Origin of the sequence: Stenotrophomonas sp. TWI602 (assembly GCF_039674045.1) — a bacterium.
Classification (GTDB): Bacteria; Pseudomonadota; Gammaproteobacteria; order Xanthomonadales; family Xanthomonadaceae; genus Stenotrophomonas.
Map to the genome: position 1 here is coordinate 328,616 of NZ_JBDJMT010000001.1, position 21,944 is coordinate 350,559.

Annotated in this window: 12 protein-coding genes; 11 read left to right on the top strand and 1 reads right to left on the bottom strand. The window is 67.1% G+C overall.

The annotated features are described in order from the left end of the window. The first annotated feature begins 8 nt into the window (after nucleotides 1-8). From ABE483_RS01470 to ABE483_RS01520, 11 genes are all read left to right on the top strand, one after another. Entirely contained in the window at nucleotides 9-1,661 is a 1,653-nt protein-coding gene (locus tag ABE483_RS01470; protein ID WP_346480924.1) for an AMP-binding protein, read from the top strand. Continuing rightward, nucleotides 1,661-2,296 carry an isochorismatase family protein gene (locus ABE483_RS01475; RefSeq protein WP_346466421.1) on the top strand — a complete coding sequence of 212 codons (636 nt, stop codon included), beginning with the start codon at nucleotides 1,661-1,663 and terminating at the stop codon, nucleotides 2,294-2,296. The genes ABE483_RS01470 and ABE483_RS01475 overlap by 1 nt, the downstream gene beginning before the upstream one ends. Beyond that, nucleotides 2,293-2,544, top strand: coding sequence for a phosphopantetheine-binding protein (locus tag ABE483_RS01480; RefSeq protein WP_346470985.1), 252 nt, complete (start codon nucleotides 2,293-2,295; stop codon nucleotides 2,542-2,544). Before ABE483_RS01475 ends, ABE483_RS01480 begins: the two co-directional genes overlap by 4 nt. Then, nucleotides 2,541-6,452: an amino acid adenylation domain-containing protein gene (locus ABE483_RS01485; protein ID WP_346480925.1), complete on the top strand. Its 3,912-nt coding sequence runs from the start codon at nucleotides 2,541-2,543 to the stop codon at nucleotides 6,450-6,452. The genes ABE483_RS01480 and ABE483_RS01485 overlap by 4 nt, the downstream gene beginning before the upstream one ends. Next, the gene (locus ABE483_RS01490; RefSeq protein WP_346480926.1) at nucleotides 6,449-7,219 is read left to right on the top strand and encodes a 2,3-dihydro-2,3-dihydroxybenzoate dehydrogenase; all 771 of its coding nucleotides are present in this window, start codon (nucleotides 6,449-6,451) and stop codon (nucleotides 7,217-7,219) included. The genes ABE483_RS01485 and ABE483_RS01490 overlap by 4 nt, the downstream gene beginning before the upstream one ends. Nucleotides 7,220-7,695: 476 nt before the next feature. Further along, nucleotides 7,696-8,328, top strand: a complete 633-nt coding sequence (locus ABE483_RS01495; RefSeq protein ID WP_346480927.1) for a response regulator transcription factor — start codon at nucleotides 7,696-7,698, stop codon at nucleotides 8,326-8,328. Between the two features lie 226 nt (nucleotides 8,329-8,554). Beyond that, on the top strand, nucleotides 8,555-9,058 hold the full coding sequence (locus ABE483_RS01500) for a CS1 type fimbrial major subunit (RefSeq protein WP_346480928.1): 504 nt from the start codon (nucleotides 8,555-8,557) through the stop codon (nucleotides 9,056-9,058). A gap of 51 nt (nucleotides 9,059-9,109) precedes the next feature. After that, complete coding sequence (locus ABE483_RS01505) at nucleotides 9,110-11,833, top strand: TcfC E-set like domain-containing protein (protein ID WP_346480929.1); 2,724 nt, start codon at nucleotides 9,110-9,112, stop codon at nucleotides 11,831-11,833. Next, nucleotides 11,830-12,963, top strand: a complete 1,134-nt coding sequence (locus tag ABE483_RS01510) for a CfaE/CblD family pilus tip adhesin (protein ID WP_346480930.1) — start codon at nucleotides 11,830-11,832, stop codon at nucleotides 12,961-12,963. Before ABE483_RS01505 ends, ABE483_RS01510 begins: the two co-directional genes overlap by 4 nt. A gap of 16 nt (nucleotides 12,964-12,979) precedes the next feature. Further along, nucleotides 12,980-13,675, top strand: a complete 696-nt coding sequence (locus ABE483_RS01515) for a pilus assembly protein (protein WP_346480931.1) — start codon at nucleotides 12,980-12,982, stop codon at nucleotides 13,673-13,675. Between the two features lie 68 nt (nucleotides 13,676-13,743). Then, on the top strand, nucleotides 13,744-18,930 hold the full coding sequence (locus ABE483_RS01520; RefSeq protein WP_346480932.1) for an ESPR-type extended signal peptide-containing protein: 5,187 nt from the start codon (nucleotides 13,744-13,746) through the stop codon (nucleotides 18,928-18,930). Between the two features lie 241 nt (nucleotides 18,931-19,171). Here the strand turns inward: ABE483_RS01520 and ABE483_RS01525 are convergent, their stop codons facing one another. Continuing rightward, complete coding sequence (locus ABE483_RS01525; RefSeq protein ID WP_346480933.1) at nucleotides 19,172-21,526, bottom strand: ATP-binding protein; 2,355 nt, start codon at nucleotides 21,524-21,526, stop codon at nucleotides 19,172-19,174. Nucleotides 21,527-21,944 lie beyond the last annotated feature (418 nt).

Below are 21,944 nucleotides of genomic sequence, written 5' to 3' on the forward strand. Positions count from 1 at the left end.
AGCTGTCCATGAACACATCCTTCTCTTCTTCCCGGGTGCCGCTGCGCCAGGTATGGCCGCCGGCCCTGGTCTCGCGCTATCGCGCGGCCGGCCATTGGCGCGGCGAGACCTTTCCGGGCTTCCTGCGCGAACGCGCCGAGCGCTTCGCCGGTGATATCGCGGTGGTCGGCGGCGATACGCGCCTCACCTATGCCCAGCTGTGGCAGGAGGCCGGTCGCATCGGCGCCGGCCTGCTCGCGCAGGGCTTGATCCCGGGTGACCGGGTGGTGGTGCAGCTCGGTAACGTGCCGGAATTCGTGACCGTGGTCTGCGGGTTGTTCCGCGCTGGTTTGATTCCCGTGTATGCATTGCCCGCGCATCGCCTCACCGAGGTTGCGCACTTCGCGCGCAAGGCCGAGGCCAATGCCTATATCGCTGCCTCCAGCTACGAGGGGTTCGATTACCGCACCCTTGCGCGCGAACTGCAGGCGCAGGTACCCGACGTGCAGCACGTCATCATCGCCGGTGACGCGGCCGGGTTCACCGCGCTGGAGGTGCTGGCGGGCGATCTCGAACAGCTGCCGCCGGATCCTGACCCGCAATCCGTTGCGTTCCTGCAGATCTCCGGGGGCAGCACCGGTCTGTCCAAGCTGATTCCGCGCACGCACGACGACTACCTGTATTCCTTCCGCGCCAGCAACGCGATCTGCGGCATCACCCAGGACAGCGGCTATCTGGTGGCGCTGCCTGCCGCGCACAACTTCCCGATGAGCTCGCCGGGATTCTTCGGCACGCTGTACGCCGGTGGCCGCGTGGTGCTGAGCCCGGGCGCCGGCCCGGAGACCGCGTTCGGCCTGATCGCGCGCGAGCGGGTGACCTGTGTCGGCCTGGTACCGCCGCTGGCGCTGCTGTGGGCGCAGGCCGCCGCAACGACCACGCAGGACCTCTCCAGCCTGCAGGTGGTGCAGGTCGGCGGCGCCAAGCTGGTCCCGGAAGCCGCGCGCCGGGTGATCGCAGGGCTGGGCTGCACCCTGCAGCAGGTTTTCGGCATGGCCGAGGGCCTGGTCAACTACACCCGCCTGCACGACAGCGAGGAGATCATCGTCTCCACCCAGGGCCGCCCGATCAGCGAAGACGACGAAGTGCTGGTGGTCGACGACCACGGCAACCCGGTTGCAGACGGTGAGACCGGCCATCTGCTTACCCGCGGCCCGTACACCATCCGCGGCTATCACAACGATCCCGCCGCGAACGCGCGCGCCTTCACCGAGGATGGCTTCTACCGCACCGGCGACAGGGTGCAGCGCCTCCCCGGTGGCTATCTGGTGGTGCAGGGCAGGGCCACCGACCACATCAACCGTGCGGGCGAGAAGATCTCGGCGGAGGAAATCGAAGACCATCTGCTGGCGCACCCGAGCGTGTTCGATGCGGCGGTGGTCTCCATTCCCGACGCCTACCTTGGCGAGCGCAGCTGCGCCTTCATCATTGCCCAGGGCGAGCCGACCAAGGCTGCCAGCCTCAAGGCCTGGGTGCGCAGCCGCGGCCTGGCCGCGTTCAAAGTGCCGGACCAGATCGTGTTCGTCGATGCCTTCGGCACCACGGCGGTCGGCAAGATCAGCCGCCGCGAGCTGCGTGCGCAGCTGCGCGAACGTTTCATGCAACAGACAGGAGAAACGCGCTGATGGCGCTGCCCAGGATCCAACCGTACCCGCTGCCGACCCACGCCGAACTGCCCACGCCGCGCGGCGCCTGGCAGCCCCGGACCGAGCGCCTGGCGCTGCTGGTGCATGACATGCAGCGCTACTTCCTGGCCGCCTTCGCGCCGGATGCCGCGCCGCTGGCACCGGCCGTGGCCAACATCGCCCGCCTGCTCGTGCATTGCCGCACCCGCGGCATTCCGGTGTTCTACACCGCCCAGCGGGGCAACCAGGATCGCCGCGACCGCGGCCTGCAGGCCGATCTGTGGGGCCCGGGCATGTCCGCCACCGAGGACCACGAAGCCATCGTCGAGGCCGTGGCCCCGGCGCCAGGCGACCATGTGCTGGTCAAGCACCGTTACAGCGCGTTCCAGCGCAGCAATCTGGAGACGATGATGCGCGCCCGTGGCCGCGACCAGCTGCTGGTCACTGGCGTGTACGCGCACATCGGCTGCACGGCCACCGTCGCCGAGGGCTTCCAGCGCGACATCGAGAGCTTCATCGCCGCCGATGCCGTCGCCGACTTCTCGCGTGCCGATCATGACCTGGCCCTGCACTGGATCGCCCGTACCTGCGGCGTTGCGATGACCACCGATCACCTGCTGGAGACACTGGCATGACCGTACTTACCCTGGAGCGCATGCGCGCCGATGTCGCCGAGATGATCGGCGAAGCGCCCGAGGACATCAGCACCGATGAGAACCTGATGGACCTCGGGCTGGATTCGATGCGGGTGCTGGGACTGGTGTTGGCGTGGGGCAACACCGGCATCGCACTGGAGTTCAGCCACCTGGCCGAGCACGCCACGCTGGGCGGCTGGTGGACGGTGGTGCAACGCCTGCAGGCACAGGCTGCGGCCAGCGCATGAATGCCCGTGCGGTGCCGGGTGCGGCCGAGCCCATCGTGCGCGGGCTGAGCGAGGCGCAGGCGGGGCTGTGGTATGCGCAGCGCCTGGCGCCGGACAATCCGGCGTTCAACACCGCCCATGCGGTGTGGATCGAGGGTGCGCTTGAGGTCGCTGCGTTCGTCCGCGCGGCCGATCAGGCCGCGCGCGAAGCCGACGCGCTGGCGCTGCGCATCGTCGAGAGCGCACAAGGTCTGCCCGAGCAGTGGGTTGACCCGCAGCACGCGCCGACCGTGCAGGTGGTGGATCTGCGCGATCAGCCGGACCCGGCCGCCGCCGCGTGCGAGGCAATGCGGCGTGACCGGCTCACCCCCGTCGATCCCGCCCGCGACCGGCTCAGTCAGCAGCGCCTGTTCCTGCTCGGCCCGGCGCGCAGCGTCTGGTATCTGCGTGTGCATCACCTGGCCACCGATGGCTACGGCATGGGTCTGCTCACCGAGCGGGTCTGCGCGCTGTATGCAGGCACCCCGCAACATGCCGCACTGGCACCACTGGCCCCCGCGCTTGATGAAGACACCGCCTACCGTGACGGCGAGCGCCGCACGCGCGACGCAGCGTACTGGCATGAGCACATGGCCGACGCGCCGGCCGCCACCGGTCTGCAGGCCGGTCTCGCTGCCGCCGCGCCGGATGCCCTGCGCCACGTACACCCCGTTGATCCGGGCCTGCGCGAGCGTCTGCACCGTGCCGCGGCCGCGATCGGCCAGCCGTGGCCGGACCTGCTGACGGCGCTCGGCGCCGAATACTGCCGCCGGATCAGCGGCGAAGCCGAGGCCATCATCGGCGTGCCCTTCATGGGCCGCCTCGGCAGCGTCTCGGCCCGTGTGCCGGCGATGGTGATGAACGTGTTGCCGCTTCGGGTCACTGCCGGGGAGGGCAGCGTGGATGCCTTCGTGCGTGACGTCGCCCTGCGCCTGATGCGCGGCCGCCGCCACGGGCGTTACCGTGGTGAGCAGCTGCGCCGTGACCTTGGCCTGATCGGCGGCCAGCGTCGCCTGCATGGGCCGCTGGTCAACGTGCAGCCGTTCTATCGGCCGCTGCAGCTGGCCGGCGTCACCGCTACCCTGGACGTGCTCTCCACCGGTCCAGTCGATGACGTGACGCTCGGCTTCCGTGGCGATGGCACGGCCGTGCTCGATCTGGAGATCGAGGCCAATCCCACCCTGTACACCCCGACACAGGTGCAGGCGCATGCCGCGCGCCTGCTGCATTTCGTGTCGGCGGCGCTGGACGTCCAGGCCACCGGCGGCACGATCACCTCGGTGCCGCTGTGCACGCCCGCCGAAGCGCAGCGCTATCTGCATGGCATCAATGCCACGGCGCATCCAGTGCCCGATCTCAGCCTGGCCGCGCTGATCACCGCACGGATGGAGGCGACGCCGACGGCCATCGCCGTGGTCGTTGGCACGCAGCACCTTACCTACGCCGAGCTGGAGCAGCGCAGCCGTGCCTTGGGGCTGCAACTGCAGGCCCATGGCGTCGGCCGAGAGGCAAGGGTGGTGGTCGCACTGCCGCGCTCGCTGGAGCTGATCATCGCCCTGGTGGCGGTGCTGCGCGCGGGCGGCGCGTATCTGCCGGTGGATCTGGCCCACCCGGATGAGCGCCTGGCCCGGATCCTGCGTTCGGCGCAACCGGTGTGCGTGCTGGCGCTGGCGCAGGATCGCGAGCGTTTCGCGGGCACACCGGTGCTCGCGCCGGCGCAGTGGGACACCCACCGGGATGCCGCCCTGACCGCCACGCCGCAGCCGGCCGACGCCGCGTACGTCATCTACACCTCCGGCTCCACCGGCGAGCCCAAGGGTGTGCTGATCGAGCACCGCGCCATCGTCAACCGCCTGGAATGGATGCGTGAGCACTATGCCTTCCAGGCCGACGACCGCATCCTGCAGAAAACCCCGGCCACCTTCGATGTCTCGGTATGGGAGTTCTTCCTGCCCCTGATCAGCGGCGCGACGCTGGTGGTCGCCCCGCCCGAGGCGCATCGCGATCCGCTGGCACTGGCCGCGCTGATCCGTGAGCACGCCATCACCACGGTGCATTTCGTGCCGTCGATGCTCGCGACGTTCCTGGCCGCGCCAGCCGCGCGCGGGCTGCAGCTGCGGCGCGTGTTCACCAGTGGCGAAGCGCTGGATGCCGCGCTGCGTGACCGCTTCCATGCCACCGTCCAGGCCGAGCTGAACAACCTCTACGGGCCCACCGAGGCCGCCGTGGATGTCAGCTTCTGGCCGGCCAGTCAGCAGGACACGTCCGCGCCGGTGCCGATCGGACATCCGGTCTGGAACACGCGCCTGTACGTGCTCGACGCCCGGATGCAGCCGCTGCCGCCGGGTGTCGCCGGCGATCTGTATCTCGGCGGGGTGCAGCTGGCGCGCGGCTATCTGGGCCGCGATGACCTCACCGGTGAACGTTTCCTTGCCGATCCATTTGTCCCCGGCGGCCGCCTGTACCGCACCGGTGACGTAGCGCGCTGGCGTGAGGATGGGGCAGTGGAGTACCTCGGTCGCAACGACGATCAGATCAAGCTGCGCGGCCTGCGCATCGAACTAGGCGAGATCGATGCCGCGCTGCGCTCGGCGCCCGGCGTCCTCCGCGCCGAGGTAGTGCTGCGCGAGGATCGACCCGGTGAGCCGCGGCTGGTGGCCTACATCAATGCCGATGGGCCAGACCAGGACACGCTGCGCGCCCATCTGGGCGCGCGCCTGCCCGATTACATGGTGCCCAGCGCCTTGGTGGCCCTGGAACAGTGGCCGGTTACCGCCAATGGCAAGCTGGATCGTGCCGCGCTGCCGGCGCCCGCCCTGGTGGTCTCCACGGGAGTGGCACCGGTGACCCCGACCGAGCAGGCGCTGGCCACGCTGTTTGCCGAAACGCTGTCGCTGAGCGCACCGGTCTGCGCTGATGCCGATTTCTTCGCGCTGGGCGGCGACTCGCTCAGTGCCGTGCACCTGCTGCTGGCCATCCAGCAGCGGTGGCGCTGCGACCTCGGCCTGGGCGCGGTGTTCGCGGCCCCGACCGTGGCCGGGTTGGCGGCGCGCATCGATGCGCCGCCGACGGCGACCGATCACGGCCTGGCGCCGATGATCCGGCTGGCGAGCGGCGACGCTGAGCGCGCGCCGCTGTACGTGATCCATCCCGCCGGCGGCATCGCGTGGAACTATCGTGATCTTGCCCGGGCGCTGTCGCCGGCGCGCGAGGTCCACGGCCTGCAGTCGCCCGTGCTCGACCCCACCCAGCCGCTGCCCAGCAGCATCGAGGCACTGGCGGCTGACTACGCCGACCGCATTCTCGCGTTGGGTCGGTCCGGCCCGGTGCATCTGCTGGGCTGGTCGGTCGGTGGCATCCTCGCCCAGGCGATGGCGGTGCATCTGCGTGGGCGCGGTCACCAGGTCGGTGTGCTGGCGTTGCTCGACGCCTATCCCAGCGAGTGCTGGCGGGCCGAGCCGGAGCCGGATCCGATCGCCGCGCTGCGCGCCTTGCTCGCCATCGCCGGGCACGACCCGGAAGCGCATCCCGAGCTGGACAGCCGCGCAGCCATCCTGGCCTTCCTGCGCCGCGGCGACAGTGCGCTGGGCAACCTTCCCGATGTCGTTCTGGACGGCGTGGTCAGGGCCGTCACCGGCACCAATCGTCTGATCCGCGCCCATCACCACACGCACTACGATGGCCTGCTGCTGCACGTGCGCGCAGGCCACGATCATGTTGCCCGCCCGCAGTTGCAGTCCGCGTTGTGGCAGGCACATGCCGCCCGCGTGGAGGCCATCGACCTTCCTTACCTGCACGCTGAATTGACCGGCCGCGATGCCGTGGCGCAGATCGCGCCCTGGCTTGACGCGCACCTTCGGCGGCACGACCTACACAGGACACCTGCATGAAGCTCTCTGGATTTGCCGGCACCATTGCCCTGGTCACCGGTGCCAGCGGCGGCATCGGCGCAGCGTTGGTCACTCTGTTGCGTGACAGCGGCAGCATCGTCGTCGCTACCGACATCACCGCGCCCGTGCTTGAGCACCGGGCAGGGCAACCCCCCGTCCACGCCCGCGCACTGGATGTCACCGATGCCGCTGCGGTCGAGGCGCTGGTCGACTGGATCGAGACGGAAATCGGTCCAATCGGCTTCGGCGTCAACGTGGCTGGCGTGCTGCAGGTCGGTACCGTCACCGCAACCGATGACGCGCAGTGGCGACGCGTGTTTGCAGTCAATGCCGACGGCGTGTTCCATGTCTGCCGGGCGTTGGCGCGCGTGATGAGTCCACGCCGCGCCGGCGCCATCGTCACGGTCAGCTCCAACGCCGCGGGTGTCCCGCGCCACGGGATGGCCGCCTATGCCGCCTCCAAGGCGGCGGCGACCATGTTCACCCGTTGCCTGGGCCTGGAGCTTGCACCGTTGGGGATCCGCTGCAACATCGTGGCCCCCGGCTCGACGCTGACCCCGATGCAGACCGGCATGTGGGCCGACGCTCAGGGTGGCCAAGGTGTGATCGATGGCAATCCCGATATCTATAAGGCGGGCATTCCGCTACGCAAATTGGCGACGCCGGACGACATTGCCGCATCGGTGATGTTCCTGCTCTCCGACCAGGCCGGTCACATCGCGATGAGCGATCTGTACGTGGATGGCGGCGCCACGCTGCGCGGATGAACGCGCTCCGGCCCGTGCCGCTGCCCGGCACGGTGCCCACCGGCAGCAGGCGCATGGCGCTCCCCCGCAACGGGGTCGAGTACGGTCCGGCCGTGTCGCTTTCGAAACAGGCTCTGCGCCATCTCCGGACCGTCCCCGGATAGTGCTGTCGTGACCGGCATCGCGCCGTGGCGAGACCCTGTCTCGTCACGAATGCCCATGCCGCATCTGCCCCCGATATAGAGATTCAATGCCGGAATCAGCACATCTGGAACCGGGCGCGCAGATTTCAAATTATGCAAGTTGATGCATGGCTGACCCGTGAGCGCACCCCTATCGTGCGATCCAACCACGTGGGATACGCACGCGCTCAACCGGAGCGACCTGCTGACAGCCAAGCGCTGGGTGGCCATGGACGAAATGGGAACCGACCTGCACGCCGTCGCGTGTGGCGAGCCCCTGTGTCCCGTCCGCGCACAACACTTTGAGGCCCCGTCATGAAACGCATTCTGCTTGCGGACGACCATCCGGTCATTCGCACCGGCCTTCACTCCGTCCTCAGTGGCGACGCCCGATTTTCCGTGGTCGGTGAAGCGGCCGATGCCGAGCAGCTGGAAGCGCTGCTGGCCGCGCGCGGCTGCGATCTGGTCATCACCGATCTTTCCATGCCCTGGGGCAGACGCCCCGATGGCCTGCGCATGCTCGCCGGCATCCGCCGCGACTATCCGGACGTCGCCTTGCTGGTGGTGACCTCGTTCGGCAACCTGGAGGTGCTGCGCGCGGTCGCCAAGCTGGGCGTCTGCGGCATCCTCGCCAAAACCTGCGCCCTGCAGATGCTGATCGATGCGGTGGACACCGTGCTCGCCGGCGGGGTCTATTATCCGGCTGATCTGGCGCAGCGACTGATGCCGCCGATCCATCGCGTGCGCGGGCTCACCGCGCGCGAAAGCGAGGTGGTGCGGTTGCTGGCGCACGGCCTCGGGGTCAAGGAAATCGCCGACATCCATCGTCGCACCGTGAGCACCATCAGCCGTCAGAAAGGCGCGGCGATGAAACGCCTCGGGCTGCGGACCGAGTTCGAACTGATGGACTACGCACGCGCGGTCGGGCTGTCGCCGAGCAGCAGTTGAGACAACGTGCTCGAGTGCATCCACGCATGGCGGTTGCGCACAGCATTGCGTTGCAGTGCGCATCGCGTTCGCAGTTCCGGGTCGTCATGGGAATTAGTCAAGTTGTTGCATGGTGCGTCGCAACCTGCACGCCTATCGTTGCCCCCTGTCTGCGAGGGTCGCACTGCGACACCCCACGCCTCGCGGGCAGTTACCTCCACGACACACTTGCCAAGGAACGAACGCAATGAACATCGTCAAGAAGCTCGCTTTCGCTGTAGCGCTGAGCACAGCATCACTGTCGGCCAACGCCGCCGAATCCCACATCAAGGTCTACACCGATGTCGACCTCACGCTGGCCCTGCTCAAGGCGGACGGTAGTCCGCTGTCGGACACCATGGAGATGGTCCACGTGCCCGGTGACGGCCTGCGCACGGTCACCGAACGCGTTCGTGTTTTCACCAACGATGAAAGCAAGGACATCGAAGTGAACGTGATGCACGACCCGGTGCTGGTGCTGCAGACCGGTACCGGCCCGTCCGTGCCACTGACCGTCAGCCTCAACAAGACGCCGCTGACCGTCGCGGCGAAGGACTTCCGGGCCTCGGATATCTTCGATGGTGCACTGCCGGGTGCATCGTTCATCATGGATCTGGATATCGCCCAGACCACCAAGGCCCCGCTGACCGTCGCCGGTACCTATGACGGCATCGTCAGCATCGCCATGAAGCAGAAGACCGCTTCGCCGTAATACCCCACGCCGGCCCGGATCCCGGGCCGGCGGCCTCAGGCCGTACTCCCCATGAAAGCTCACGCACCCGCCATTACCCGGCTGGCGCTGGCGCTCGCCTTGTCGTTGGCCACACCGCTGGTCGCCACGGGCGGCGTCCCCGCCGGTTTTGAAGACCTGGTTGCCGGCCAGACCGAGCAGCTTGATGTGCGCCTGTTCGGGCGCACGGCGGGCCTGTCGCCGGTGCGCGTCACTCTTGAGAGCGTGCAGCTGGAAGATCCGGCGCGCGTACTTGAGGCGCTCGACCTCTCTCCCGAGGCCCAGGCAGCACTGCTGCCGGCCCTCTCCGAGCCACTCCCGCGCAACAGCCATCTTGCCTGCCGTTACGGCGGCGGTAGCGCCGGCTGTGGCTATCTCGACCCACCCGAGGATCCCAACACCGTGCGTGCTCTGTACGACGAAGGCGAAGGCGCGGTGCGTCTGTTCGTTGCCCGCCAGTGGATCAGCGCCGAACCGGCCGCCGATCGCTTCCACCAGGTCAGCAGCAACGCCGAGAATGCGTTCCTGCACCAGCAGACCGTCAATTTCAGTGGCGGCCGTGGCTACCAGGCGCTGACCGCACAAGGTGCCGGCGCGCTGGGCGTGCTGCAGCGCGGTCACATCGCGGTGGACTGGAACTTCAACAGCCAGCAGTACCGCGGCAGCCGGCGCCGCCAGGATTTCCAGTTCGACAATGCCTACTACCGCCATGACCTGGGCCAGCAGCACTACCTGCAGGCCGGGCGCATGGACCGCCGCAACCTGTCCAGTCCGCAGGGCGGCACCTTCAGCTTCAGCCTGCTGCCGATGGACCGCTTCGCCGGCCTGCGCGTGGGCACCACCCAGGCCTACGTGGACGCCGAGGCCGCCGTGCAGGCGCTGCCGCTGACCGTGCTGCTGGCGCGCGATGCGCGCGTGGATGCCTTCGACGGCGAGCGCCTGCTGCAGACCTTCTACCTCCAGGCGGGCATCAACCAGCTTGATACCCGCCGCTTCCCGTTCGGCAGCTACAGCGTGACCCTGCGCATCTACGAAGACGGCGTGCTGGTGCGCAGCGAAGAGGCACCGTTCGACAAGGGCGGCGACTGGACCAACAGCAGCGTGCAGTGGTTCCTGCAGGGCGGCCGCCGCAACGAGCGCCGCAGTGACCGTTTCGACGGCGAGATGGCGGCCATGGCCGGCCTGCGCCTGCCGCTGGGGCGGACTACCGCCATCACCGCCGGTGTCGCCGACCTCGGCGGGGTCAGCTATGGCGAGCTGCGCGTGGACCTGCGCCATGCCTTCGCCACCCAGGACATCCGCGCCACCTTCAGTGGCCTGCAGGGCAGTGATGGCAGCACCGGCCAGCAGCATCAGTTGTCGTACCGTCGGCGCGCGTCCTGGAACCTGTACCAGCAGCGCATGCGCGGCAAGGCCTGCCAGTTCGAGGACGACGCGCGCGACCGGCTGGGCTGCGCCGATTCACTCAGTGCCTCGATGGCGCTGCCGCTTGCCGGTGGCAGTGCGTATGTGGCCTATACCCGGCGCCAGACCTGGAGCCGCGGGCGACTGCTTGGCGGGGACATCGACGACCCGTTGGCCGGACTGGACCCGCTGCTGCCGCCGTCGGAGCAGCGCTACAGCCGCGAGCCCAGTCTCACCCGCACCTGGCAGGCCAGCTACAACCGCGTGCAGCGCTGGCAGGAGTTCAGTATCTCCACCCGCGTCGGCGTGTGGCAGCAGCAGAGCCACAGCAGCCTGCGCGACGGCCGGGACCGCGGCATCTTCCTCAACCTCAGTCTGACCCGCCTGCAGCGCGGTGACCGCGGCACTTCGCAGCGCCGCTACGGTCTGGACGTGCGCCAGCCACAGCACGCGCGGCCGGAGGTCAACTACAGCGCCGGGCAGACCCTGCGCCAGGACGTGGAGGCGCAGTACCGCGAAGCCACCGTGGACCTGCGTGGCAACAACAGCGACCGCTACAGCGCCGCACTCAGCGCGCAATTGCAGAACAGCATCGGCCACACCGGCGGCACGCTGGCCCACTACCAGCAGCGCGGCCGCACCGAGATGGCCTACAGTGCCACCCACAGCTCCGGCCTGGCGCTGGGCCGGCACGGCTTTTACTGGGGCGGCGGGCTGGGGGCCGAGGCCGGCCTGGCTGTGCAGGTGGACGACACCGACGATCTGGAACTGACCGGCGTCGCCGCCGAGCTGCAGGTGGGCGGTCTGCGCCGGCAACGGCTGGCACTCGGCGAGCGCCGCCTGTTGCCGCTGCCGGCCTACCAGAGCCACCGCGCCGAAGTGCAGGACGCCAGCGCCCTGAACAGCGATGCCGCGATCCGCGTGACCGGTGTGGGTGGTTCGCGGCCGGTGTTCCTCTCGCCCGGCCGGCTGGTGCAGATGCCGGTGCCGATCGAGGTGACCTACACCTTCATCGGCAACGCGCGCGACATTGCCGGGTTGCCGTTGGGCGGCGCCCGCATCCTCAATGCACCGGTGCCTGGCACCGGCAGCAACGGCGGCTTCGTAGCCGACTTCCCGCGCCGCGAGCGCACCTTGTACCTGCTGCAGGAGGACCGCCTGTTGCAGTGTCCGCTGCAGGTGCGTGAGCGGCGCAGCGTGGTGATGCTGGTGGGCACCGTGCAGTGCGAGCCGCTCGGCGTGGCGCAGTTGCCGGCGGAGATCCGCCAGCAGGCGCGGGTAACCCGATTACTGCAGGAGCAGGCCCTGCTGGCGGCCACGCCGCAGACGGCCTCTGCGGGAGGCACGCCATGAACCGGCGCGGTGTGTGGGTCGTGATGCTGCTGATGGCGCTGTTGGTGGTGATGCCGAAGGCGTGGGGGCAGCGGCCGCCGGAGACGCATCCGGTGAGTGCCACGCAGAACATTGTGATGTCGTGGGATCGGTCGGCGATGCCAGGGGATGTGGTGCTCTGGGCACCGAAAACCCTGTTGGCATATGACGGAAGCTCTCCTTTTCCTTACGCGGATGCACACCTGGTCTGTGTGTCCAGTTCAAACGCAAGCGAAGGAAAGTGTCCTGAATCCGGCTGGGATCTTGGAGCGAACGGAAGCGGAGACATTTGGCTCCAAGCCGTTGAAGCGCGTTCGGGTATGCGGACGGAGTTTCGACTGATCGGGAGCCTTCAAAGACCAGTCTCCGGAACTTCGTGCTACTTCGACTACTGGGACATATCTATCCGCCCGCTTTGGTCGGCCGTCCGGGAGGTCTGCGGTCGTCACCAGTCCGCAGGCATTGGCACCAGCTTGCTGATACCAAGCGAAGAGTTAGCGCGCTTGGTTGCCGGAAAGTGGAGTGCAACGCTGGTTATGAACATGCACGCAACCATTTCAGGTCCAGTACTGGCGAAGTACTCCTTCACATTCGATTTCACCATCACCGACCGCAACGCCGTCTCAATCTACTTCCCAGCCTTCCACCACATCGCCCCCCTGGTTCGGCTAAACGCCGCATACGACCCCATCGGCCGCACCGTCGGCGGACGCACCGTACTCGAGATGTGCCTCTACGACGGACTCGGCTCCCAGGCCCAGTACCTCGGCGTGACCGTGCGTGACCGCAGTGGCAAGCCGCCCGGTCCCGGTGGCTATTCGCTCTGGCATACCGATGGTGGCAGCGACGACACCCGTCGCTTGGATTACACCGTCACCCTGGACCATAACGGCGCCCCGGTGTCCATGCCCAACGGTGTGGAGCAACAGCTGCATGGCATCGATACCGCTCAGCTGCGTCTGGTGCTGTTGCCTGGCATGAGCCAACCGGTGTTCTGCGTGCCCACGCCGATCACCTTCGACATTCCGCGCGTGCCCATTTCCACCCAGCAGGCCGGCACCTACTTCGGTGAGCTGCAGGTGGAGCTGCGCGTCCCCACGGTCACGCCCTGACCCTCCAGGAGCTCCCATGAAAATGCCAGTCCTTGTTCTATTGTCCCTGTCGCTGCTGCTGGCGGCACCTGCACACGCCAATCTCACCGTGCACCCCATGCGCGCGGCGGTCGATGGCAAGCGCAGCACGCAGATCCGCATCTATTCCCAGTCCACCCAGCCGCAGTACATCCAGACCTCCTTGCGCCGCATCGTCGACGCCGCCGGTGAGCAGGAGCATGAGGTCGACGTCGATCCCAGCGAAGCGGCCATCGCGGTCACGCCGGGCAAGTTTGCCCTGGCCGGCGGTGGCAACCGTCTGATCCGCGTGATTCCGCTGCAGCCCGTGCAGACCGAGACTGCTTACCGCATCTACTTCGAGGGCGTGCGCGGTCCGGACGAACGTGACCAGGCCGCGGGCGAGGGCGCCCAGGCCAGCATTGGCGTGAACCTGGTATGGGGGGCGTTGGTGAACGTATTGCCCGTCGACGGCACGGTGGACGTTCGTGTGCAAGGCGACCAGCTGCGCAACGTCGGCACGTTGCGCCTGGGCATCACCAGCATCGCCGACTGCGATGGCAGCCAATGCACCGCGCACGACCTGTCGCGCAGCCTGTATCCCGGCAGCGCACTGCCGCTGCCGTTCGCCATGCAGCCGGGCCACACCGTACAGCTGCGCTACCGGCTCACGCGCGATGGCAATCGTGAGCACGTGCAGACCCTCGCGCCCTGAATCCCCACACCTGCCTGCTGCGCAATGCCGGGCGGTTCCCATCTCGTTTCGTTCCCCAAGGAGTTCTCATGAACAAAATCTATCGCCGTGTCTGGTCCACCGCCCTGCAGTGCTGGGTCGTTGCCAGTGAGTTGGCTTCGGTGCGTGGAAAGCGTGCGCAGGTGTCAGGCCGAAGCGCGGCGCTGATCGCATTGCTGGGTCTGTCCCCAATGACTGCTGCGGCGGTCGAAGCCGCTGACGACGACGCAGAGTGGTGGGAACGCCAGGTGTTGAGTGCCTTCCACGCCATGTCGGTGGCCCCGTCCGGCAATGCCGCGGTAATGGCCGTGATCAAGGGGTCGGTGTATGGGAATACCTCTGCTGCAAACTGGAGCCTGGTGACCGCTGAAGAAACCATGGCGCTGGGCGGTGAGGCCGGTGCGAAAGGCTACGGAAGCTTTGCCGCAGGGATCAAGAGCCAGGCAAACGGTGCCGGTGGCGTAACCGTGGGCAACTTTGCTGAAGGCAATGGTGCCAACAGCACGGTGGTCGGCTACCGGGCCAGAGCGACCAACGGTGGCTATGGCACCGCGGTGGGTGCTGGCGCCATCGCCAATGGGGTGGGGACGACGGCCCTTGGCAATGACTCGAGGGCGTACAGCGAGAACTCCGTCGCCGTTGGCAGCGGCTCCAAGACCCATGATGGGGCGGGCATCTCCAAAATCGCCATTGGGGGTGATGCCTATGCAGGTAGCAGCGGCTGGACAGGCGCCATTGCAGTAGGTGGTGACTCGCGCGCAGAATTCGACGGATTGGCGCTCGGCTACGAAGCCTTGGCCGTAGCGCGCGGTGCAGTGGCGCTTGGACGAGGATCGAGCGCAACTGAAGTCGACACCGTCTCTGTCGGCAATTACCTGACCAAACGCCGCATTGTGAACGTTGCAGACGGCGTGCTGAACGCATCGAGCACTGACGCGGTGACTGGCCGGCAACTCAACGCCACCAATGAACGACTGACCGCTGCCACGACGACTGCAAACGCGGCCCGCACCACCGCCAATACGGCCAAATCCACCGCAGATCGCGCTCTGGCTGCTGCCTCGCTGGTCACGCAGACGTCAACCAGCAGCACGATCCGTGTCGGCGGTTCCAACACTGGCACCGTGCTGGACGTGGCCAACCGGAATGGAACCAAGCGCCGCATCCAGAACATCGACAACGGCGTGTTGAGCGCCACCAGTACCGATGCGGTGACCGGGCAACAGCTGCACGCTACCAACCAGGCCGTGAGCACGGCCACCAGCACCGCTACGGCAGCCAAGACCGCTGCCGATGGGGCTGCGGCCAAGGCGACGGTGGCCGCCAACACCACGGCCACCGGCACCGCCATGACGGCGGCCAATAAAGCCACCGCCACCGGCACCGGCGCATTGGCCAGCGGCACCTCGGCCAAGGCGCAGGGGACGCACGCCACGGCGCTGGGCTTCAGTGCGCAGGCGACCGCCAACCAGGCCACGGCGGTTGGCCGCGAGGCGGTCGCGACCGGCAGCTACGCCACGGCAGTGGGGAACCTGGCCAAGGCAGGCGGGGGCAGTGCGCTGGCACTGGGCGATCGCAGCAGTGCCACCCATGGCAATGCGGTGGCCTTGGGCGCCGGCTCTGTCACCGCTTCGGACAATTCGGTTTCTGTGGGTAACGCCAGCGGGAAGCGCAAGATCCAGTACGTGGCGGACGGCACCATCGGCGCGGGCAGTACCGATGCGGTCACCGGCAGCCAGCTGCACGCGACCAACACCCTCGTCGGCACCGCACAGAGCACCGCCACCAGTGCGCAGACCGCAGCGGGTGCCGCCCAGCGCACGGCCGATGCCCTGACCACCCGCGCAACCGCGTTGGAGGGCTTGGTCAGCCAGACGGCAGTCGCTGGCCCTGTGCGTCTTGGCGCGCAGAACACGGGCACGACGCTGGATGTGCGCAACAAATCCGACGCCAACCGCAAGATCAGCGGCGTGGCCGATGCAACGCTGAGCGCCACCAGTACCGAGGCGGTGACCGGCAAGCAGCTCGCGGCTACCAACACCAGCGTGACGGCAGCGCACAGCGCTGCGACGACGGCACAGACCGCCGCGACCGATGCACAGCGAACGGCGGACGGGGTAGTGACGCGTACGACGGCGCTGGAGGGCCTGGTCAGCCAAGTGTCGGCGACGGGCAACCTTCGCCTGGGTGGGCAGAACACCGGTACCGTTCTGGACGTCCGCAACAAGTCGAACGCGGCACGCAAACTGAGCGGCGTGGCTGATGGCACCGTGAGTGCCACCAGCACCGAAGCGGTAACCGGGAAGCAGCTCAATGTCACCAACACCAATGTGACCGCAGCGCAGAACGCGGCGGCCACTGCTCAAACGGCAGCAACTGCCGCACAGCGAACGGCGGACGGTGTGGTAGGCCGTGCGACGGCTCTGGAAGGCCTGGTCAGCCAGGTGTCAGCCAGCGGGAACCTGCGCTTGGGTGCTCAGAACACCGGCACCACGCTGGACCTGCGCAACAAGTCCAATGCAGCGCGCAAGCTGAGCGGTGTGGCGGATGGCACCCTGAGTGCGACCAGTACCGACGCGGTTACAGGCAAGCAGTTGTTCGGTACCCAGCAGAAAGTGACGGCCCAGGAAGGGGTGCTGGCGGCGCACGCCTTGCAGCTGTCCGGGCAGGATGGGCGCATCACGGGCAACCGTCGTGACCTGGATGCGTTGCGCACCGAATTCGAGAACTTCGATCCCGACTTGGACGGTGTGGTGAAGTTTGCTGCGGATGGTAGCATCGATATGAATGGTGGACGGGTGCGTGGACTGGCTGCGGGCGATGTGAGCTCGGCGGCGAGTACGGATGCGGTGAACGGTGGACAGTTGTTCGCGACAAACGAGCGCTTGAGCGGGTTGGAGTCGGATGCACGCCTCATTGCCCTCGGCCAAGAACTCAATTCCGAAGCAGCGGAGGCCGGCATATTCGGCGCCGCGATCGGAAATGGCGCACAGGCGTCAATGGCGTCTGAGGGCGGCACTGCAATCGGAAGCTACTCCAGTTCATTGGCAACTAACTCCGTCGCTTTAGGTCGGGGAGCCATGGTAAAGGAGGCTGCTACTGCAGGATTCGCGCTAGGGGCGGGGACAGAAGTCGAACGTGAGTTTGGCGTGGCTCTCGGCGCTTATGCGAAAGTCAGGACGAACGCTGCTGGTTCGATTGCGCTTGGTGCGTACTCTGAAGCTCTTGAAGATAATGTCGTTTCCGTTGGCAATTTGACTACCAAGCGGCGAATAGTCAACGTTTCGCGAGGTAGGTCGACAAGTGATGCTGCATCCGTCGGGCAGTTGCATGATTCTTTGGCAACTCTTGGTGGAAATGCAGGGATTGATGCCAATGGTGAAGTCATTTCCCCCACCTACACCGTCCAAGGGGATACTCAAAAGACCGTGGGCGATGCGCTATCTGCTCTGGACAACGCGGTGGTCAACGGTGACGCACGAGTGGGATCGATTGAATATCAACTGCGCTCGGTTTTCCAATCAAGCCCATCGGTCCAAGCTGACGGTATCAATCACGTCGTCTTGGCTGGGGCGGGGGGTGCAATCCTGACTAATCTTGCAGACGGGCGCGTGGAGTCCGGCAGTCGTGATGCGGTAACAGGAAGTCAGCTGTTTGAGGCGAAGCGAGAGATCTCGCTAAATCGCAGTGAGCTTGATGATCTGAAGAAGGATCGGAATGATGTGAAATTGGCGGATATAGCGAATGCTCCATCTGCTGACGTCGATTTTGGAGGTAATCGAGTGACAGGGATTTCCAATGGCAGGATCTCCGACGGCAGTTCCGACGCGATGACGGGCGCGCAGCTTTTTCAGACCAATGAACGTGTTTCGGATCTGGAGCTTATGAATAGGGCGATTGCAGTGAGCTCGAAGAATGACGGAAACTCTCCCGCGAAAGCCGGTGAGCGCTCCGTAGCCATTGGCGAGTATGCGTTCGCTAGCGTTGGTGATGAGGGCGGCACGGCAGTCGGTCACTTTGCGCGGGCGAGCGCAAGAAACTCCGTGGCGATTGGCCAATCCTCTTCGGTAAGCGGTCTTAACGAAGGCGGGCTGGCGGTCGGCTCGAGCGCACGGGCAGATGCTCTTAGAAGCATGGCGATCGGTGAGGGCGCCTGGGTCTTTGGCGGTGCAGAGAACTCGGTGGCCATAGGTGCGGGCTCTGAGGCGATGCGCTCCAACGAAGTTTCGATCGGAACTTACTCAAATCGTCGCAGGTTGACGAGCGTCGCAAACGGAATTGCCTCATACGATGCGGCGACTGCCGGGCAGCTTCGAGACTCTTTATCGTTGCTTGGCGGGGGAGCTACGGTTGATCGTCAGGGGAACATCGTTTCTCCTTCCTACAAGGTTCAGGGTGGCAAGCAGAGCACGGTCAACGATGCCCTGACCGCGCTAGACACTGCCGTGATCACCAACGGCACCCGCGTCGACCGGGTAGAGAACCAACTCCGCTCGGTCTTCCAGGACAGCCCCGCCACCCGCACTGATGGCCTCAACCAGCTCAACCTGGCCGGCGCCAACGGCATGGTGCTCGGCAACGTGGCCAACGGTCTGATCGCACCCGGCAGCCGGGATGCGGTCAACGGCGGCCAGCTGCATGCCATGGAGCAGCGCCTGGATGGCCGCATCGACGGTCTGGAACAGGGCGTTGACACCCCGCCGGAAGGTCGCGCAATGGCGACCGCCAGTGCACCTACGCCGCCCGTGGCTGCGGAGGACGAAGGCAGTGGCGCGGTATCGGGTACGCCGGAGGCCGCCTCTACCGGAGATGGTGGGGCTCGCATCGCCAGTGCCGACGACGGCGGCAAGCCGTCCAAGGCCGACGCACCCGCCCCTGCACCCACCCCCACGCCGCAGGTCAGCACCGCCGATCTGGAGAAGATGCTCGCCCGCGCCAACGAGTACACCGATGACGCGATCAAAGGGGTCGAACAGCGTCTGGACAAGATGGACAAGCGCTTCAACCGGCTGGCGGCCATGAACAGCGCGCAGAGCGCGATGGCCATGAACACCGCCGGCCTGGCCACCTACAACCGCCTCGGTGCCGGTGTGGGCTACAGCGATGGCGAGTCGGCCATGGCCGTGGGTTACCAGCGGGTGCTCAACGAGAAGGGCTCGGCCACCTTCAGCCTCAACGGCGCGTTTACCAACAGCGGTGAGCAGAGCGTTGGCCTGGGTGTTGGTATCGGTTGGTAATCGCCCCGGCATTGCGGGTTCCAGCACTCCCCGGTTCGCATCTGCGCGCCGGGGAGTCTGCGTTTTGGGGCCTGCTTGCGCGGGTTTCCGCGAATGGCCTGGCCCTGCTGCGGCCGGGTCTTCGCCGGTCGGAGACAACCGATGACCGCCCCCCGTGGCGCCCTCGCGGGTGGGCAGCTGCCGATCTCCAGAGAACGCGCCCCGCCGTCAGGGGCGCGACCCCGCGGGCCCTGCGTGCGGCTCAGCCTGACGAAGTCGGGGGGTGCGTGTCGCCGCCGTTGGCAGCATCACGCAGGCGGGCGAGCAGGATCGCCAACTGCGTCAGGTCTTGATCGGCTGGGTCGCCATTGATCGCGTGGATCTTCAGACAGGTCTGCAGCGCGCATATCGCAGCAACCGCATTCTTGTCGCCGACCATCGACGCTGCGCCCTGGATGCGGTGTGCCATGGCCAGTGCGCGCCGCCAGTTGCCCGCGGCGATCACCGTTTCCAGATCGGTGAGGTCCACCTGCATCTGGGTGGCATAGATCGCCATGACATCCAGCCCGTGTGCACCGCCGACAGGGGCCGCGCGGGGCGCCGGCGACGGCCCCGGCCGCACGGCAGCATCGAACTCGCACCACGCCACCGGTTTGGATAGAAAGCGGTGCACATCGGTGCCCGCATAACCTTGGCGATCGCCGTCTTCCGTTGCGCCGGACAGGGAGATCAGGCGGGCGGCCGGCCAGCCGTGACGGCTTTCCATGCGCCTGATGGCAACGGCAATGGCGCTTCCGGTCTGGTCCATCAGGTCGCCGTCCAGCGTGATCAGCGCGAACGGACCCTCCGCAGCGAGGCTGGCCAGGGCACTGGCGCCGGTGTGGGCCACCGAGACCTCGAACTGCTGACTGTGCAGCCTGCGCCGGATGATCTCGGCAATGGCTGGCTGATCCTCGATCACCAGCGCCCGTGGGCAATCCAGGGTTGCCGCCGGTGCTGCAGTGGTTGCCTCGCGCCGCCCGCGCAACGTGGCGATGAACGTCGAGCCGCGGCCGAGCTTGCTGACCACGGCGATGTCACCGCCCTGGCTGATGGCGATCCGGCGGCACAAGCTCAACCCGATGCCGGTGCCCAGCTTGCGCCGGCCCTGGGCGGTGCCACTGAACGCCACGAAGATGCGTTCGATATCTTCCGTGGCAATGCCCGGGCCGGTGTCAGTGACCCGCATGCTGATCTGGCCGAGCTCGCCGACGCCGCGCAGGAAGCCCAGTCGGACGCCGATCACCCCGGTGTCCGAGAACTTGATGGCATTGGAGATCAGATTGCTGGCAATGTGGTGGAGGGCACGCGCATCGCACTGCGTGACCGTGGCATCGGGCCCTTCCAGGGCCAGGCGCAGCTGCAGTCCCTTGGACAGCGCCAGCGGCCGCATTCCGGAGATGCACTCCACCAGCACGGCATGCGCGCGATGGCAGGCGCCGGCGCTGTGACGATGGGTGGCCTCGTGAAACATGAATTCCAGGGCATTGGTCAGCGTGTGCCGCAAGGCATCGGCGGCCGAGCGCGCGGATGCGAAATGCTGTTCGCGCAAAGGTTGCACCGGCTCGGCCTCGGCAAGGTCGATCGCCGAGATCACGGACGACGCACTGTTGCGGAGCTCATGGTTGACCAGCGTCAGGATGCGGGCGGCCTCGGCCTGGCGGGCGGCGGCGCGGCGTGTCATGCGATAGGCCCGCAGCATGCTCAGCAGGATCGTCAGCATCACCAGGCAGCAGACCACGATGGGGACGCGGTAGTAGAGGGCGACCGCGCGGATCGTGGGCGGCGCGCGGTAGATGGCATCGAGCGTACGCTCGAGGATGTCGGTGTGGATGGTCGAGGGCAGCGCACCCAGTGCGTCGTGGGCTGCGGCAACATCGGCCGCACGCCGCGGTACCGATGCCACGCGCAGCTCCACCGGTGGCGCATCGGGCGCGGGGTGCACCTGCAGGATGGCATTGTGATCGCGCCGGGTCAGTGGCACCAGAATGGCATCGCCGCCCAGTGCCGCGTCGGCCGTGCCGCTGTCCAGCGCCGCCAGCATGTCGCCCGGTGAGGCCATGGGCAGGACCTGGATGCCTGGATAGTTGCGTGCCAGAAAGGCGCGGTACTCGCCATTGTCGATCACTGCCACGCGGCGACCCGCCAATGCGGCGAGCGGAGCGTGATCCGAACCGCGGCGAGTGACCAGCACGGAAGTGCCGGTGTAGAACGGTGCGGAGACGACCGCCGAGGCCGGCAGCAGTGCGCGGGTCGACGGCAGCGAGAATGCGACGCCATCCACCTCACCGGTCCGAAGCAGGTCGATGGCACGCTCGATGGAGGGCGAGCGGCGCAGCTCGAGCCGGATGCCGACATGGGCCTCCAGCGCTTCTGCGTAGGCGCTCGGCCCTCCGTTCAATGGCGACCCACCGAGACCATACGGCGTCGCCATCTGCGGGCCGATCGCCAGCCGGAACACCGGGCGGCGATGGGACGGCGTGGCCAGCGCCAGCAGGACCAGGCAAAGAATGACGGCGGCGATGCCGCTGAACAACAGGAGGGCGCCGAGGGCGCGCGATGGGGCGACGGTGGTCACATGGATATCTCTAAGGGTCCGGCGACTACCGCGCGCAGAACGCGAGGGCAAGCGCATGTTCGTCAGAGATACACGCCCCGCACCGGTCACGATATGCAACGAGTACGAAAGCCGCAGTAGCGCACGGCGTTGCAGCGCGTCGCATGGCGCGCCTATGCAATAGTCCTTGCCTATCGGGGATGCCCCGACGGGTGCCGCGGATGGACGTCTCAATCAGCTGGACAGGGTAGATGCCGCACATCGCCGTGACGTTGCCGTTCTCATCGATTATTGCGCGCTACCGCGTCGCGCTGGAAGGCCATGCGCCTGGACGCGCTGCCGGTGGCGTGAGTGGCCCTGCGCGATGCTCTCGTGGCCATCACGATCAATCCACGCCCTGCTGCTGCGCACCTGCCTAAGATCGAGGCACCCCAAAGGA

Bases quoted from the DNA above. Each gene is read 5' to 3' on its own strand.
- ABE483_RS01510 (WP_346480930.1), top strand. From the start codon at position 11,830: ATGAACCGGCGCGGTGTGTGGGTCGTGATGCTGCTGATGGCGCTGTTG.
- ABE483_RS01480 (WP_346470985.1), top strand. From the start codon at position 2,293: ATGACCGTACTTACCCTGGAGCGCATGCGCGCCGATGTCGCCGAGATG.
- ABE483_RS01515 (WP_346480931.1), top strand. From the start codon at position 12,980: ATGAAAATGCCAGTCCTTGTTCTATTGTCCCTGTCGCTGCTGCTGGCG.
- ABE483_RS01495 (WP_346480927.1), top strand. From the start codon at position 7,696: ATGAAACGCATTCTGCTTGCGGACGACCATCCGGTCATTCGCACCGGC.
- ABE483_RS01505 (WP_346480929.1), top strand. From the start codon at position 9,110: ATGAAAGCTCACGCACCCGCCATTACCCGGCTGGCGCTGGCGCTCGCC.
- ABE483_RS01500 (WP_346480928.1), top strand. From the start codon at position 8,555: ATGAACATCGTCAAGAAGCTCGCTTTCGCTGTAGCGCTGAGCACAGCA.
- ABE483_RS01485 (WP_346480925.1), top strand. From the start codon at position 2,541: ATGAATGCCCGTGCGGTGCCGGGTGCGGCCGAGCCCATCGTGCGCGGG.
- ABE483_RS01520 (WP_346480932.1), top strand. From the start codon at position 13,744: ATGAACAAAATCTATCGCCGTGTCTGGTCCACCGCCCTGCAGTGCTGG.
- ABE483_RS01490 (WP_346480926.1), top strand. From the start codon at position 6,449: ATGAAGCTCTCTGGATTTGCCGGCACCATTGCCCTGGTCACCGGTGCC.
- ABE483_RS01470 (WP_346480924.1), top strand. From the start codon at position 9: ATGAACACATCCTTCTCTTCTTCCCGGGTGCCGCTGCGCCAGGTATGG.
- ABE483_RS01475 (WP_346466421.1), top strand. From the start codon at position 1,661: ATGGCGCTGCCCAGGATCCAACCGTACCCGCTGCCGACCCACGCCGAA.